Below are 16,403 nucleotides of genomic sequence, written 5' to 3'. Positions count from 1 at the left end.
CCCGACAGGTCAGCGTTTGTCCGCAAAGATATTGATCCGGCTGCTATAGCCGCGGGGGGACGATAAAATTATGCATTCCAGTATTTCCGCAGCAACCATTCCCCGGCAGCTGTCAGCAGGATGATTGCAAAGAACCAGCGAAGGTCTATCAATGTGGTATAAGCCTTGTCCGTATGGATCAGGGGCTTTACCTGGCTGTTATTTTTCAGGCTGTCTGTAAGAGCTTCCATGTTGCGGTAGGTAAAGAAGCGGCCGCCTGTCTGTGCCGCCAGGCGGGCCAGCAGGTCAAAATCCGCATGGCTGCGCAGGCGCTCAAGAGGTACGGATTCCACCAGGAAATTGCCTTCGGACACGGCGCTCTTCCCATTGTAGCTGACCGTTCCTTTATAATGATAAGCTCCTGGCGCCAGCAGCCCCACATTCAGGCGGTAGCTGTTAGCGTTCTTTTCCATTTCATAGGCCAGCGCCTTACCGGCGCTATCGGTGAGCGACAGCCCGACCGCAGGGCCATTGATCAGCTCCCCGTTATCGTTGCGCAGCTCGGCATACAGGTTTACCGGCTCATTGTCGCTCAGCACATATTTGTCCATAAAGATGCGGAAAGGCCGGTTGTCTTTTTTAATGCTCAGCAGGCTGGCCGTCTGGCGGATCAGCTCGTCTACTACCTCATGCTTGCCCGAATTTTTATATTCATACAGCCGCCAGCGCCATAGGCCTTCACCGCAAAGCATTGCCTGCGGCGTACCATTGTTACGGAAGACCCATAGCGGATAATTGGTAGCGACATTACCGATCTGCTGCCGCAACAATACCTGCGCATCAGGAGCCACCGTATAGTTGCCGTAGGGCGCCTGCAACGGTGGCATCCTGGCCATTACCTCTCTTGTGCCCGGTGGCAGGTTGAAAAAGCTGAACGCCGTGTTGAGATTGGGCAAAGCATCGTTAGGATTGCCGCCGCCGGCAATTTTTACCAGGTCCTGCTGCTGGGACAAGGCATTCAGGTTACTTTGCCGGCCCAGGATATACCATACCGGTTTGCCGGCTGCCTGCAGCGTTGCGCCGCTCATCGCCGGAAGCTGGTGCGCAATAATAAGATGGTAAGAGGTAACCTGTGGCACATCGTTGCCAAAACGGACATCCACCTTATACTGGGGCACACTTTCCAGCGCCTCTCTTATCGCAGCAATATCGGGATGCGGCGCTGCTGCCAGCAGCAGCACTTTGGTTTCATCGTCAATCACCTCGACAAAAAAATCCATACGGTTATTGAGTGTATTCTGCTCGCCATCCTGTACCGGCACCGATACGGAGTAGCGCTGAAAGCCTTTTTGCTTCGCTTCCGTTTCAAAACGGAAGCTGGCAGTAAAGCGGTCCCTGTCGATCTTCACCGGCTGCTGTCCTATAACGCCGCCATCGTGGAGCAGGTTTACCGTCGTATTGCTGCCGTTCAGCTTGTCGGCCCGCAGGTCGATCATGATCTCGAACTTGCTGTTGAGCGCGACCGTCTTGTTGGCGTATACCCTGCCGATGCTGATGTCGCGAGGCAGCGTGCTGTCGCCCAGCCCCAGGGTATAGACCGGGACAGGGCTGCCCAACGGTGCATACAGGGGATCCAGACCTTCATTATAAATACCGTCGGTCGACAGGATAATTGCGCCGATATTCTGGTCCCGGTATTGTTCCGTGGCCGCCTGCAACGCCCCGGCAATATTGGTGCTGCGCTGGTCGTAGCGCAGCTGGCTGTCGCGCGACAGGTCGGCGCCGAAAGTCATGGGAACTACCGTATAATCCTTCTCCCAACCCGCTTTGAGCTTCTGTACTTTATCCCGGTAGGCCGCCGAATCCTTGCCCAGGGCCTCGTGCATGGAAGTAGAATTATCCTGTAGCCAGAGCAACAGGGGCTTTTCTTCTTCGGTATGGGTGGTGGGGAAAGCAGGAGCCAGCAGCAGCGCCGCCGTGAAAAAGCAGGTAAGGAAACGCAGCAAAGCGGGCAGCCACTTCACGGGGATATTCTTTCTCCGGTCGCTGCGGTAGAGCAGTACTGCAGGAATAAGACCAATGAGCAAACAGAGCAGCCAGTATATTAAATTCATTTAAACGTTCCGGGTTCCAGGATTTTAGTATGCAAGTTTAATGGAAAATGAGGGCTTCACAAATTATTCAAGCGAGATTAACGGCATTCGTCACCCGGCATTGCCGCCTTTGCTACCGTATTTGAACCACTTTAACTTTTACCCGATTTAACCCCGGTGTAATTTACGGCTCCAAGTCCTTGCGTCAGGCAATTTAATTTTCGGACATATGGCAACAAGCAACCAGACCAGGAACCAACATTTACTCGGACGCGCGGGCTTCGGTATCGATTATCATATGCTGCACCGGCTGGACGATATCGCGCCGCACAAATTATACAAGAAGCTGGAAAAGGCTTCTGCCGCCACACCCCAGGTATTGGATACGGTGAGCCCCTTTGTACGGCAGGCCCTGAATAGCGAGGAAGAAGATGGAGAAACGCCCACGATGGATGCCGATGCCCGCAAAGCCTACCGTGCCGAGCAAAGAAGACAGATCAACAAGCAAAGCAATACCGACATCCGGCAATTGAGCCTGGCCTGGATGAAGGAGATGGCGGAAAGCGAAGCCCAGCTAAGGGAAAAGATGGCGCTTTTCTGGCATGGACATTTTGCCAGCAGGGTCAACAACAGCCTCTACCAGCAACAATTGCTCCAGGTGATCAGGGAAAATGCCCTGGGCCGCTTCGGCGATCTGCTGCGGGGGGTAAGCAAAAGCGCTTCCATGCTATCCTTCCTCAACAACCAGCAAAACCGGAAGAAAAAACCCAATGAAAATTTTGCCCGTGAGGTGATGGAGCTGTTCACCATGGGACGCGGGCATTATAGTGAGCACGATATCAAAGAGGCGGCCCGCGCCTTTACAGGATGGGGCTTTGAACGCAACGGCGCCTTTGTCTTCAGGGAAAAAGTGCATGATGATGGTGTAAAAACGATACTGGGCCAGCGCGGCAATTTTGACGGCGACGCCGTGCTCGACATTATCCTGCAGCAAAAACAGACTGCTCAATTTCTTTGCACCAAGCTCTACCGCTATTTTGTCAACGAAAAGGCCGATGAGCAGCAGGTTGCCTGGCTGGCCGACCGTTTCTACAAAAGCGATTACCATATCGGCGAATTGCTGCACGACATCTTCACCAGCGAATGGTTTTACGAGGAGCGTCATATCGGTGCGCGTATCAAATCGCCGGTAGAATACCTGGCTGGTATCCGGCGGGTATTGCCCATGACCCTGCACAATGAAGAAGTGATGGTCCTGCTTCAGCGGCTGCTGGGGCAATGGTTGTTTAACCCGCCGAATGTAGCCGGCTGGCCGGGCGGCACCGCCTGGATCGACAGCTCCAGCCTGATGCTGCGCTTGCGCATTCCCGGCCTCATCCGTAGCGATGAGCCCATCAAACTCAAACCAAAAGGCAACGATGATGTACAAATGGGACAAAAGGAGCTGCTGCCGGCCGGCAAAGGTAAAGCCAGGAAGCCGGGAAGCAGCTACCAGATTGTGGCACAAATCGACTGGCCTGCGCTGGAAAAGGAGCTGAACAAAAGCGGGCAGGAAGCGCTGTACGATAAGCTGGAAGCCTTTCTCCTGCAAACGCCTGCCGGATCGGCCGATAAGGAAGCCGTGATGAAGCTGGTGGACATCAGTTCTGAGGAACGCTACCTGCAAACCCTCGTCATCACTTTCATGAGTACCCCGGAGTACCAGCTGTGTTGAGGGATTAGAGATTAGATGTTAGAGATTAGATGTTAGAAATTGGATTTCGGAGCCTGGATTTCGGAGCCTGGATTTTGGAATTTGATCATTGGAATTTGGAATTTAAATCATACCGGCTATGCTAATTCAACGCAGGACTTTTCTTAAGATGGGATCGCTGGCCACAGCCTCCATGCTTGTTCCCAAAATGCTGCAGGCCATCATCCGCAATGGTGCAGAAACGGTGCCTGCCGGCAACAAAGTGCTGGTGATCCTGCAGCTGAGCGGCGGCAACGACGGGCTGAACACGGTAGTACCGGTGCGCAACGATATTTACTACCGCTCAAGACCTGTGCTGGGCCTGCAACGGGAGAAGACGCTCGCCCTGACTGATGAAGCCGGACTGCATCCGGAGCTCAGCTTTTTTAAATCCTTATACGACGAAGGACAGCTGGGCATACTCAACAGTGTAGGCTATCCCGCGCCAGACCGCAGCCATTTCCGCAGTATGGACATCTGGCAGAGTGCCAGCGACAGCAGTGAGGTATGGCAGACCGGCTGGCTGGGCCGCTACCTGGACGAACAATGCAAGGCCTGTAACCTGCCTGTCCAGGCCCTGGAAATAGACGACACCCTGAGCCTTGCGCTGAAAGGCGGGCTGCAGAAAGCCATTGCCCTCAAAGATCCCCGGCAGCTCTATAACAACAGCCACAGGGATTACCTGAAACGCCTTTCCCAGGCGCATCACCAGCAGGAGCATGAGCAGCCTGTAGACTACCTGTACCAGACGATGGCCGGCACCCTGAGCAGCGCCGATTATATCTTTGAAAAAAGTAAGGCGAAGGCAACTACGACCCTTTACCCGAAAACCGAGCTGGGCAAAAGCCTGAAAACGATCGCCTCGCTCATTCTTGCCGACAGCAATACCCGTGTATATTATGTAAGCATCGGCAGCTTCGATACGCATGTTGGACAGGAGGGGCAGCAGGCAAGACTTTTCAGGCAGATTAACGAGGCCGTTAGCGCCTTCACGCAGGACATGAAGGATAACCATCGCTTTGAAGATGTGCTCCTGCTCACCTTCAGCGAATTTGGCCGCAGGGTGGCGCAAAACGCCAGCAACGGTACCGATCACGGCACCGCCAATAATATGTTTTTTATTGGTGGCGGCCTGAAGCAACAAGGTCTGCTGAATGCCCTGCCCGACCTGCAGCTGCTGCAGGACGGCGATCTCAGGTATGAGGTAGATTTTAAAAGTGTATACGCTACTGTGCTGAACCAATGGCTGGGCGCCGACGATGAAAAGATACTCGGCAGGAAAATGTCACGGCTCAGCTTTATCTGACCCGCAGCTGACCCTGGTATTGAACTAGTTTAGCTTATCTTTGTTTTACGTTTACTTTTAACCGTAATTAATGAAGATCAAATCGTTCCTGGCCAAACCTTATGCTTCCGTCGTACACAAAAGGATACAGAAATCCATGCAGACCGCTGTTGCCGACCAGCAGCACATCCTGCAGCAGTTATTGAAACAAGGGGTAAAGACCATCTTCGGCGAAGACCATAAACTGAAAGAGGTCAGGAATTACAAAGAATACAGCGCCGCCGTTCCCATCAGGGACTACGAGGCCATCAGTACTTACATCGACCAGATCAAAGAAGGCAAGCACAATGTCCTCTGGAAAGGCAAGCCGCTGTACTTTGCCAAAACATCGGGCACAACGAGCGGTGTCAAATATATTCCCATCAGTAAAGATTCCATTTCCAATCATATCGGCACGGCACGCAATGCTTTGCTGTGCTATATGGTCGAAAGCGGCAATACCGCTTTTGCCGATGGGAAGATGATCTTTCTATCCGGTTCCCCCACCCTTGAGCGTATTGCGGGCATTCCTACCGGCCGGCTCAGCGGCATTGTCAACCATCACGTGCCCGGCTATCTGCGTAAGAACCAGATGCCCGATTACGAGACCAATTGCATCGAAGACTGGGAAACCAAACTGGCAAAAATCGTAGACCAGACCATCCACCAGGACATGACGCTGATCAGCGGTATACCGCCCTGGATGCAGATGTACTTCGACTGGCTCATCGAGCAATCAGACGGGAAAAAGATCAAAGAGCTCTTCCCCAACCTGCAGGTGCTGGTGCATGGCGGCGTCAACTTCGAGCCCTATCGCCGGAAGCTGATGGACAGCCTCGGAAAACCGGTTGATACGATCGAAACCTTCCCGGCCTCCGAAGGCTTCTTCGCTTTCCAGGATACGTTGGATAAAGAGGGACTGCTGCTCAATACCAATTCCGGTATCTTTTTCGAATTTATTCCAGCCCAGGAAATTTTCCACGATAATCCTACACGTCTTTCTCTTGAAGAAGTAAAGCTGAATGAGAACTATGCACTTATCATCAACAGCAATGCCGGCCTGTGGGGATACAATATCGGCGATACCGTAAAGTTTGTAAGCCTCGATCCTTATCGCATCGTGGTTACCGGCCGTACCAAACATTTCATATCGGCCTTCGGCGAGCATGTGATCGCTGAAGAAGTAGAGCAGGCCCTGCTCCTGGCGACACAGAAATACCCGGCCCGTATCGTTGAATTCACCGTGGCGCCTATGATCCAGACTGATGGCGAGCTGCCCTATCATGAATGGCTGGTCGAATTTGAACAGGTGCCGGACAACCTGGCAGCTTTTACATTAGAGGTCGATCAGCAGCTGCGTGAAAAAAATATCTACTACGACGATCTCATCAGGGGCTCCATCCTCCAGCCCCTGAAGATAAAGCCGCTGCAGAAAAACGCTTTCATTGATTATATGAAATCGATCGGCAAGCTGGGCGGACAAAATAAAACCCCACGATTAAGCAACGACCGCAAGCTGGCCGATGCCCTGCTTTCCTGAACGTACAGTCCATTCTTTCGCTAAATAAATAGGTTGAATTGGGTTGACAGGAGATTGTGTAAACAGGTTGACCGCTGGTAGAAACGCAGCAATGCTACGTATCTACCCTGTATCTGCAAGCATCCGCCATCAGCCTCCAAGGCGTATCTGCAGCGTTGATGCACCAAAGCAGGTACAAAAAAATCAGCCCCCTGGACAGGGGGCTGTTAAACCAAACACCAAAACTATGGCACCTTCTTGATTGTTCTATTGCTTATTGGTTCGTGTTATTGCTTAATGATCTTTTTCTGAAGCAGCATTGTACCACTATCACTTGTTTTACCCTGCAGGAAGTAGATACCCGGCGCCAGGCGGCTGATATCCCACTCCTGGCTTACCGCATGGATCACCGTCTGCTCCACCAGCTTTCCGCTCAGGTCAAATACCTGGAGCTGCACCTGCATTGAGGACTTGCTGTTGTCGAAGCCGATGCCCAGCTTGCCGGCGAAGGGATTGGGATAAATGCTGATGCCATTATCTCCGGCAGTGATAGCTACTGATCTTACCGGGCTGTAGGTATATTGGTCATCGACATCTTCCATGCGCAGCCGGTAAAGGTTGAGCGCCGCCGTTGCGTGATCATCGGTGAATCGGTAGCTGTTCTTCTGCTCGCTGTTATTGCCGGTAGCCTTTACTGAGCCCAGGCTTGTCCAGCTAAGGCCATCTTTGCTGTATTCTATTGTGAAACCGTTTACATTAACTTCCTTAACCGTCTCCCAGGTGAGCAGCACGGCTCTATTGATCAATGCCGCATCGAAACGGATCAGCTGCAAAGGCAGCGGTGTAATACCAATCTGCTGAAATGTTTGCTGGCCGCAGAATCCGTAAAAGCTTGCTGTATCAGCGGGAGTCATGCTTGCCGGCCGCACGACGTTGCTGCCCTGCATACCAAAGTCAAAATAGCTTCCGTGCTGCTGGGGTGCATCCAGGCTGGCATCGTAGAATTTAATAGCGCTGTCGGGGCTGCTGTTCGCGCCGGTAAAGGTGCTCTGCTGGCGGGTATCGCCGGTAAAGTAGAACTCGCCACTGCCACTAAGCGGCGCATTGTTATGGAAATCGTGCCCGCGTACTTTGCCGCGGTAAGTATTGGTCCAGCTGCCGGCATTATTCTGTATCTTTCCGGAAGATGTGTTGGTGACCCAGACCAGGCCATCATTCACCAACACCGAAGCATTGTTGAAGCCGTTGCCCACCACGAAGCGGCAGTTGTTATATACGTTGCCGCCATTGAAGTTGATAAAGTTATCTACCTTAAAGAAGCCGTTGTTGGTCAGTGTGCCGCCACAGTTGAAGTTGCCGTTACGCACCTCGAAGCGGCCATGATTATTCAAGGTCGTACCGGGATTTACGGTGGCATCGCCCGACGCCGCTATCACGATACCACTGTTGTTGAAAGTCGCTCCGTTGTTCAGGGAAAACGTAGTATTAAAGGTGGTTGTAGCATTCCTGCTGTTGGTAAGCGTACCGGCGCCGTTGAAGTTGGGCGTACCGTTAAAGGTAAGGCTGTTGTTATTGATAAGGGCACCGCCATTACCGAAATTGATGTTGCCGGTCACCAGGGTGCCGTTATTCACCAGCGTACCGTTGAAGTTGTTAAAGTTCTGAATGCTGAGCGTAGCGCCGCTGGCAACTCTCAGGGTACCGCCGCTGGCGATGTTCACATTAGCATTGCTGATATTGGAAGTAACGCAGACAACCTGCCCGGCATTAACATCAATATTGTTTCCGGATGCGGTTGCGGTGCAATCCTGGGCCAGGGCGCTTGTTCCCGCTCCGGTAATAAGAGCGGAGAAAAGAACGGTGCTGATAAGAACGGATAACCTGGATTGCATGTGACCTATCATTTGTTTTGGTGGGCGCAAAGGTGCGCCGCATCTTCACATAAATTGATATAGATCACTGATAGTCCAACCGGCAAAGAAGTAACTTAGCAGCCTGAAATATAATCATCTGCTACTTCTATATTGACTCTTCACATTAACGATAATCAAAATGAATAAAACAACAGGATCGGCGCCTGCAGCGACCCTGAGCCGCTTTTCGCTGATGCTGATGACGATCAGCGCAGGATTGGTTGTAGCCAATATTTATTATTGCCAGCCCGTATTGGGCAAAATAGCGACCGAGCTGCGGCTGAGCGAGACCAGCGTGAGCAGCATTGCTACACTCACCCAGGTGGGCTATGCCGCCGAGCTGCTGTTCATCATTCCGCTGGGCGATATGCTGCAAAGGAAGAAGCTGATCCTGGTCGATTTCATTTTTATCGTGCTGGCGCTTTGCGGTATGGCCTGGGCGCAGAATATCTACCTGCTGGCAGGGATCTCGTTCCTGGTCGGGTTTACCTCGGTAGTACCCCAGCTGCTGGTGCCTATGGCAGCGCACATGGCCAGCGATAAAGACAGGGGAAGGGCCATTGGTACCGTTATGGGCGGCTTATTGATCGGCATTCTCTGCAGCCGCAGCATCAGCGGTTATGTGGGTGAGCACTTCGGCTGGCGCATGATGTTTAAGATCGCCGCGGCTGCTATGGTGATCAATGCTGCCGCGCTATGGCGTTTCCTGCCGGAGATACAGCCTCACTATAAAGGTACTTATGGTGGCCTGATGAAATCCTTGCTGCACTATGCCCGTACCGTGCCCGAGCTGCGTTTATCTGCAGTAAAGGGCGCGCTTGGCTTTGCCACTTTCAGCGCATTCTGGACTACCCTGGTCTTTCTGATGGAAGGTCCTCCTTTCTTCAAAGGAAGTGATGTGGCCGGCGCCTTCGGCCTGATCGGCGCTGCAGGTGCGATCGCTGCGTCTTTTGCAGGGAGGGCCAGCAGCCGCATTCCGCCCTATACACTTCATATTTTCACCATCGTGCTGATGGTTGTTTCCTGGGTGGTATTCGGCTTATCGGCCAGCAGCTGGGCGGGATTGATCATCGGGGTTATCTTGCTGGATATGGGATTACAGGCGACCCATATTACCAACCAGACGATCATCTTCGCCATTTATCCGGAGGCCCGTAACCGGCTCAATACGGTGTACATGGTCACCTATTTTGTAGGCGGATCGCTGGGCACTTTTATCGGCAGCTATGCCTGGGATCACTGGAAATGGCCCGGTGTATGCGGCTTCGGGCTGTCCTGCACAGGACTGGCCCTGCTGCTGCATTTTGCCTTCGGAAAGCGTGTAAGCGGAGTTTAGATATTAGATGTGAGATGTGAGCGCCTATATCTAATAGCTGAATTACCAGGGGTAAAATCCAAATGATCGAATTCCAAATTCCAAGCATCAATTTCCAATTTCTAACATCTAATATCCAAGGACCTACTGATGCGCGATACCGTTATTGATCAATAACAGCGGCTGATTTTTCTTCTTATAGGTAAGGAAAGTGCTGATCAGGGTCAGCTCTTCCGCGGATACATTGCTTTCCGATACATGCTCTTCGTGTTTGGGATTAGCAACGCGTATGGAATAGGCGCCCAGCTGGTCTTCCGTAAAGTCGGGAATCAGCAGCTTGCCTTTCACCAGGCTGTTGTGGCATTTGGCACAGCTGAGCTCATACAGCACACGCCCCTTTTCCGCCAGCTTCAGGTACTGATCCCGTACCGGCTGTGCCATGGCATCGGGAAATACATAGTCTATCTTAGGGCTTTTCTTTTGGGCCACGGAATTAGTTACGGTTAACGCCGCTCCGGCAGCCAACAACAATACAACAACCAGCTTCTTCATGTCTTTCTTATTTCTGTTTTTAATATTCACCGCCAACCTTTCTCCGGTTCAACGCAGGATTTTTTGAACGCGGCAGGCGTACAGGCGGTTGCTCAAATACGATCTTTTCGTCCAGGGCTTTGATAAAAGCGATCAGGTCTTCCTTTTCTTTCGGGCTCAGGTGCAGCGGGTCGGCAGACAAAGTCTGGTTATCGACCTTCAGCCCTTTACCGGCGCCGCCGCCGGCATCGTAGAAGTCGATCACCTCTTTCATGCTGCGGAAAACACCGTTGTGCATATAGGGTGCGGTATGCCCCCCATTGCGGATAGAACCGGTACGAAAGGCATGTAATGTCTCTTTGGCGGGATTGACTTTATAGCGGCCCTGGTCGGGCGATAGTTGGTGATAAGCCGTATCGGCCGGCACACCCAGCACCTCGAACTCCGAGCTGACGAAGGGCGGCTTTACGCCATTGAATTGGGGAACAAAATGGCAGGTACCGCATTGCGCTTTGCTCATGAACAGGTTGAAACCGGCTATGGCATCGTCCGGCAGGGATTTCCCGCCGTCGATAGCTTCATCGAAAGGCGCGTAGTAACGGCTGAATTTACTATAGTACATGGTGATTGCTGAAGTGATATGTCCCAGCGTGATCTCCGGCTCCTGCGGCGTATAGGCCAGCAAGCGCGTAAATGCTTTTTTATAATCGGCGCAGCTCAGCACTTTTTCCAATAGTTGCTGCGCGTCGCCGCCCATCTCTTCCGGATTGGTCATTACCCCAAGGGTCTGATCCTGGAGGGTAATGTGCGCGCCGTCCAGCATCAGCAGGTGATTGAAAGGGGCGTTGATGAGCGAAGGTGTATTGCGCGCTAAAGCGCCTTTACGATCAAACCGCAGGTTGGCCGGCTGCTGTATGTCGGTAAAATATTCTGTTGGTTTATGGCAGGAAGCGCAGCTGCGCAGGTTATTCCCTGATAAAATAGGATCGTAGAACAAGAGCTTCCCTACCCGGTCGATCTCGTTGAGCACAGCGGTATCCTTCACCCGGAGGAAAAGGCCTTTGGCACTGGAACCATTGTACACGGCTTTATCGAATATAGAAGCCGCCGTTTTGCTCAGCGAATAGTCGACCATGCTGCGCGAAGCCACGCGATAGCGCCGGATCATTTCCTGGCTGATCCGGTACAGGGGATTGACGTAATCGCGGATAAAAGTAAAATGATCGAATGCGCTATACGCCCGGGGCTGCTGCTGCACAAAAACCTGCATGCTCCGGTACAGCCTCAGGTAGTCGCCGGTAAGCGGCGTTTCCGGGAAACTTTCGTTGAAGGCCTTGTAAATGCTGTCTGTAGCACCCAGCATCGCGCTCAGCTCGGGAATGATCGCCGCCGTATCGGGGCATTCAAAGCCTGTGGTGTACAGGGCGGCAAGATTGAGCAGGAATAAGCGGTTGCAGAGAAAAAAATGGTGATGGTCTTTCAGGTTGCGGGTAATCGAATCGGCGCCGTAAACCGGCATAACGGCTATGGCTTCGCGGATCAGCCGCGCCAGGGTATCTTTATTTCCTCCCGGCTCTTCCAGGTATTGCGCAGCCAGTGTAAGCCCCGCCCCCTCACGCTTATAGGGTTTTTCAAATTTTTCAAACACTTCGGTCTCCCATTCCACCGGCAAGGGACCATTAATCTTTTTGTAGCTGACCGGTTCCAGGTAACGGAGCCAGAAGTCGGCTGCTTTCATGCGATTGCGGCAGGAGCGTATCGCTTCGCTGATCTTATCCACATGAGCCTCATTGCCGAGATCGCTGCTGTTCACCAGGTCGAGCAGGTCCCGCTCTTCGCCGGTAAGAGCATTCATGTAACGGTAATAAATAAGCGTGTAGGCGTTCGTGCTGCTGCTGTTGTTGAATGAAAGCAGGAGCACCGTAGAAAGGGCAACTAAGGTAAACAGTATAATTTTTCGATTCATATCGCACAAAAACGTTTCACCGATCCTTGATAAATCCGTTCGTTAATTCAAACGGGTGTACCGGTTGCGGTACACCCTGTCTGAATCTTTTCCAGGCTGTAAGGACAGCCCTTTATATCAAGCCTGGCTTAGTGTTTCACCACAAGCTTCAGCTTCACGGCATCCTGCTCGGATGCGATCTGTACAAAGTATACGCCATCTTCAACACCAGCGATATCCAGGCTAAGGTTTTGCTCGCCGGCCTTGAACTTACGGTCGATGGCAGGGATCGCTTGCTTACCCTGGATATCGAACAGGCTGATGATCATGCGCTGCTCTTTCACCAGGTTCAGTGCTACCGTTGCCTCGTTGCGGGCAGGGTTGGGATATAGCTTCACCGTACCGTTGATACCGGATACACCATTGATGCCTACCGGCTCGGAAGCAATGCCTTGCAGCGCAAAGCTGTAGCTGCCGTCGTTGGCGTCGTCGCTGGCTACCGCCAGGATAGCGGTGCGGATACCGGAGGCTACAGGAGCAAATTTCACGGTAATGGTCTGTGAATCGCTGGCGGAGATCTCAAGCGGGAAGGCCGGCGCAGACACCAGGCTGAACTCGGTGGCATTGCTGCCGGTGAAAGCGATTCCGGATACGGTAAGCTTACCGGAACCGGTATTCTGGATCACAAAGGTTTTTGTAGCCGTTGTGTTCTTCGCTATGGTGCCGAAGTCGGTATTGTTGGCAGTGCCCGGGGTCGGATCACCATTCATGATAGCCTGGTTGTTGCCTTTCACCAGGATATCGGGCGATACGCCGTTACCCGCCAGTGCAATGCTGTAGGTACTTTCATCGTAATCGTTGTTGGCGATATTCATGATCGCGCTGCGGATACCATCAGCGGCAGGTGTAAAGGTTACGCGGATGCTGTCTGAGCTGTTGGAAGCAATCGTCATGGGGAAAGTACCGCCGGCGAGGCTGAAATCAGCTGCCTGTGCGCCGCTGAAGCTTACGTTGTTCACCATCAGGTTACCCGGACCGGAGTTATGAATCCTGAAGGTTTTGGTCAGCGCCTGTGTGGTATTCACATTACCATAGTCAGTGTTATCCGCTACAGCAGGGCTATTGTCGCCGGCTGCGATATCGATACCGTTGCCGGTGACATTCATTTCAGAAACAGCGGCCGCAGAAGCCAGGTTGTTGAACACCAGCAGCTGGCCGCCTTCTGCTACTTCACCAGGAATACTGTAGTGCGCCTGATCCACCACCAGGAACTTACCGGGGCCAAGAATGGCCTGGGCGTCCAGGATACCGGAAGCTTCTTCGTCCTGTGTCAGGAAGTTGGCGCTGCCGTTGAGGAAGCGGGTGCTGTCGTGCGAACCGATCTGTACCAGCTCGTCGGTAGCGATGGTGTACTGCCATATCTTACCCAGGTGTGCGTTACCACCTACGTCTTCCACCAGCAGCACATGGCCGGAGTTGTCTATGGTGATGTTGTCCAGCATCTGCTGCCCTTCGTTTCCTTCAAGCACAGCGGTAATAGTACCACCGTTCTCCAGGCTGTCCAGGTTGTTGAAATGCAGCTTCCACAAACGGCTGTTGGCATTGAAGGCATTGGTAGTAGCAAAATAGAAATCGTTGTGGTTATTGGGATCCCAGGCGCCGTCTTCAGGACGCAGGAAGTTGGTTACACCGGCATTGTTACTATTGGTGTTGAGGGCAGAACCGGTCATGTTCTTTACATTACCCAGGTCAACCATGCTGAAGGTAGTATTAGGTGCAGGCACGCCGGCATTGGTTTCTATCAGCATATTGCTCACCGCTACGCTGTACAGCTTGCCATTGCTCAGACCGGCCTTTTCGATCTCGGAACCGCTGGTGGTCTTGTCGCCGATGTAGAAATAAACCTGTCCGGGTGTAGCGTCGTCCATACCGGCAACGATCGTTTTATCGCTGGCGTGGGGATTGGCGACAGAGTTTTCCCAGGAGAACTTGCCCAGTGAAGGCAGCTCGTAAGAAGTACCGGCTTCAGGACCGGTGGCAATGTGGGCAAAGCCACGGCCTTCGCTGCCGCTTTCTTCGCCGTTCATGAAGATGCGGGCCTGTGTTCCTTTACCGCTGGCGCTATTGTAGTAAGCCGAAACCGGCGCCAGATCGGCGGAGCAGAAGCGGCCTAACGCAGCAGCAGCAGTGGGGAAAGATCCGTTGTAGGTAATATAGCTCGAGGTCAGGGGATTCCACAGCTTAATGGTCTGTATCAGGTCGGAACCGCTCATTACCGTAAGGTCCGATTTATTGATGACCCATTTAGAAACGAAAGCACCGGTAGAGCCATGTGCGCGTACAGCGCCAACTGCATTGCCCAGCTCATGGTTCATCAGCAGGGTAAAGGTACCGTCGTTGTTGTCGTAAGCACCAAGACCATCGGGGACGCCTACCATTTTGTAACCGTTCACCACATCACCGGCGGTGATGAGCGAGGTGAACTGCATACCGGGCATTGCGGGTACCAGGTAAGGCGCCTGGCTGCTGGCAGTAGCTGTACGCCCCTGGCTCAGCGTAGGCGCCGGGAAGCTGAAGTTTTCGAGCTTGTTGCTGCCTTCCAATCCGTATTTGAAGACGTGGGAAAGATAACCGGTAGCCGTGGCAATACCATTGGCTGCAGGCGATACCTGGCCAAAGTCATTATCGTTACACACCACGATGGTGCTGTCGTTGATGATCGCCAAACCTTCTGATTTTTCCAGCGTAGCCGGCCAGCCGTTGGCGTTCAGGTCGAGGAACAGGGTTTTCTTTACTGCAGCAATGCCCTGGAAAGCCAGGCCGGCAGAATCGGTCAGCGCTTCCAGCGTCTGTCCGCCGTAGAGGCCTGAGTTCACGGCTGTTGCATTGTTGATATTGATCTTGTAAATACGTTTGATGTCGGTAGTACCCCTCAGCGCAGCTTCGATCACCAGGAAAGTGCTGTCGTTGATCGCAGCCATATCGCCGATCTTCCAGTCCTTTAAACGGATCTGGTTGGCGCCGGTACCGATAATGCCGTCGTTCAGGTAGACCAGCATACGCTGTGCGTTGGTAGCCGGGTCGATCTCGATCATACGGTGAATACGGGTATTCTCGCCGGTGCTGCTATTGGGATTCAGCAGCGGGCTCTGGATCAGCGCATACAGCTTGCCATTGGGGGCAATCGCCATCGCTTCGAAGCCACGGTTATTCTTACGGTATTTGAATATGGTATCGATCTGTACATCCTGGGGCTGAGCGCCGGCCAGGTTGGCATAGGGGCTGTAACGTTTAATGACAACACCATTGGGATTCAGCTTCCAGATGGTAGGGCCGTTCTCTTCGGACACATAGAAGTTGCCATCCTTATCTACCACCAGTCCTTCCGGATCGATAGACCAGATGTCTTTGGCAGCGATCTTGGTATTGAAGTTAGCGCAGTTCATTACGGTATCGGTGGAAGCCTGCTCTGTGGCGGTGCTGCCAAAGCCTGTAGGGTTAAGCACTCCGCTGGCATTGGCGCCGCCGGGACGCTTCATCGTAATCGAACGCAGGATACGGATCGAATCCCCTTCGATACGGATACGATGGATCTTAGGCGCATAGCTGGGAAAGCAAAAGATCTTATCGTAGGTGGGCGTACATCCGGAAGGATTAGCGCTGCCGCAATCGATGTTCACGCCACGGTCGGAGCAGGTCCAGAACTCCTTACCATCGGTACCGGGGATCGGATACAGCGTAGAAAAGCCTCCCTCGCGGAAATTGATACCCTGGAAGGTACCGATAGGCGCGGAAGTGTAATTTTTGTAGTCCTGCAACAGGTTGATCTGTCCCTGGCTGCGGGCCGGCGCCAGAAGGGCCATACCCAGGCAGCTGAGGCCGGACAACAGTCTTGTAAAATTGGTTTTCATGTACATCATTTTGTGCGGCGAAACTAGATGCGTAGTATTTTCTTAATGCTAAGCCTGGATTATGTAAATGTTAATCCTTCCGTTAACAGCGTCCCAGCCAGCTAATGTCCAGTTCGGTTTATTTAGACAAAAAGGAACATA

9 protein-coding genes are annotated in these 16,403 nt (G+C 52.7%); 4 read left to right on the top strand and 5 right to left on the bottom strand.

The window, feature by feature from the left end:
- Positions 1–68 precede the first annotated feature (68 nt).
- Positions 69–2,093, bottom strand: coding sequence for a vWA domain-containing protein (locus DZC79_RS04785; RefSeq protein ID WP_118950405.1), 2,025 nt, complete (start codon positions 2,091–2,093; stop codon positions 69–71).
- A gap of 208 nt (positions 2,094–2,301) precedes the next feature.
- Here DZC79_RS04785 and DZC79_RS04780 point away from each other — a divergent pair, with 208 nt between their 5' ends.
- From DZC79_RS04780 to DZC79_RS04770, 3 genes are all read left to right on the top strand, one after another.
- Positions 2,302–3,786 carry a DUF1800 domain-containing protein gene (locus DZC79_RS04780; protein WP_118950404.1) on the top strand — a complete coding sequence of 495 codons (1,485 nt, stop codon included), beginning with the start codon at positions 2,302–2,304 and terminating at the stop codon, positions 3,784–3,786.
- Positions 3,787–3,904: 118 nt separating this feature from the next.
- Positions 3,905–5,110: a DUF1501 domain-containing protein gene (locus tag DZC79_RS04775; RefSeq protein ID WP_118950403.1), complete on the top strand. Its 1,206-nt coding sequence runs from the start codon at positions 3,905–3,907 to the stop codon at positions 5,108–5,110.
- A 70-nt stretch (positions 5,111–5,180) separates the two neighbouring features.
- Complete coding sequence (locus DZC79_RS04770) at positions 5,181–6,668, top strand: GH3 auxin-responsive promoter family protein (RefSeq protein WP_118950402.1); 1,488 nt, start codon at positions 5,181–5,183, stop codon at positions 6,666–6,668.
- Positions 6,669–6,934: 266 nt separating this feature from the next.
- Here DZC79_RS04770 and DZC79_RS04765 read toward each other — a convergent pair whose 3' ends face one another.
- Positions 6,935–8,539 (bottom strand): T9SS type A sorting domain-containing protein, encoded by a 1,605-nt coding sequence (locus DZC79_RS04765; RefSeq protein ID WP_157976926.1) that lies wholly within the window; start codon positions 8,537–8,539, stop codon positions 6,935–6,937.
- A 160-nt stretch (positions 8,540–8,699) separates the two neighbouring features.
- Here DZC79_RS04765 and DZC79_RS04760 point away from each other — a divergent pair, with 160 nt between their 5' ends.
- Positions 8,700–9,896 (top strand): MFS transporter, encoded by a 1,197-nt coding sequence (locus DZC79_RS04760; RefSeq protein WP_232831757.1) that lies wholly within the window; start codon positions 8,700–8,702, stop codon positions 9,894–9,896.
- A gap of 123 nt (positions 9,897–10,019) precedes the next feature.
- On the opposite strand, the gene DZC79_RS04755 is transcribed toward DZC79_RS04760, so the two are convergent.
- The 3 genes from DZC79_RS04755 to DZC79_RS04745 form a co-directional block, all read right to left on the bottom strand.
- Positions 10,020–10,427 (bottom strand): hypothetical protein, encoded by a 408-nt coding sequence (locus DZC79_RS04755; protein ID WP_118950525.1) that lies wholly within the window; start codon positions 10,425–10,427, stop codon positions 10,020–10,022.
- A gap of 19 nt (positions 10,428–10,446) precedes the next feature.
- A complete protein-coding gene (locus DZC79_RS04750) occupies positions 10,447–12,372 on the bottom strand; it encodes a cytochrome-c peroxidase (protein ID WP_118950400.1) in 1,926 nt (641 codons plus the stop codon).
- Positions 12,373–12,500: 128 nt separating this feature from the next.
- Entirely contained in the window at positions 12,501–16,262 is a 3,762-nt protein-coding gene (locus DZC79_RS04745) for an esterase-like activity of phytase family protein (RefSeq protein ID WP_198666775.1), read from the bottom strand.
- Between the last annotated feature and the right edge of the window lie 141 nt (positions 16,263–16,403).

Source organism: Taibaiella helva (assembly GCF_003545695.1).
GTDB lineage: Bacteria > Bacteroidota > Bacteroidia > Chitinophagales > Chitinophagaceae > Taibaiella > Taibaiella helva.
This window is presented reverse-complemented; position numbering and strand designations above follow the sequence as displayed.

What these genes read in the sequence shown, in the direction of transcription:
- DZC79_RS04785 (WP_118950405.1), bottom strand. Translation starts at nt 2,093, where the DNA reads ATGAATTTAATATACTGGCTGCTCTGTTTGCTCATTGGTCTTATTCCT.
- DZC79_RS04780 (WP_118950404.1), top strand. Translation starts at nt 2,302, where the DNA reads ATGGCAACAAGCAACCAGACCAGGAACCAACATTTACTCGGACGCGCG.
- DZC79_RS04775 (WP_118950403.1), top strand. Translation starts at nt 3,905, where the DNA reads ATGCTAATTCAACGCAGGACTTTTCTTAAGATGGGATCGCTGGCCACA.
- DZC79_RS04770 (WP_118950402.1), top strand. Translation starts at nt 5,181, where the DNA reads ATGAAGATCAAATCGTTCCTGGCCAAACCTTATGCTTCCGTCGTACAC.
- DZC79_RS04765 (WP_157976926.1), bottom strand. Translation starts at nt 8,539, where the DNA reads ATGCAATCCAGGTTATCCGTTCTTATCAGCACCGTTCTTTTCTCCGCT.
- DZC79_RS04760 (WP_232831757.1), top strand. Translation starts at nt 8,700, where the DNA reads ATGAATAAAACAACAGGATCGGCGCCTGCAGCGACCCTGAGCCGCTTT.
- DZC79_RS04755 (WP_118950525.1), bottom strand. Translation starts at nt 10,427, where the DNA reads ATGAAGAAGCTGGTTGTTGTATTGTTGTTGGCTGCCGGAGCGGCGTTA.
- DZC79_RS04750 (WP_118950400.1), bottom strand. Translation starts at nt 12,372, where the DNA reads ATGAATCGAAAAATTATACTGTTTACCTTAGTTGCCCTTTCTACGGTG.
- DZC79_RS04745 (WP_198666775.1), bottom strand. Translation starts at nt 16,262, where the DNA reads ATGAAAACCAATTTTACAAGACTGTTGTCCGGCCTCAGCTGCCTGGGT.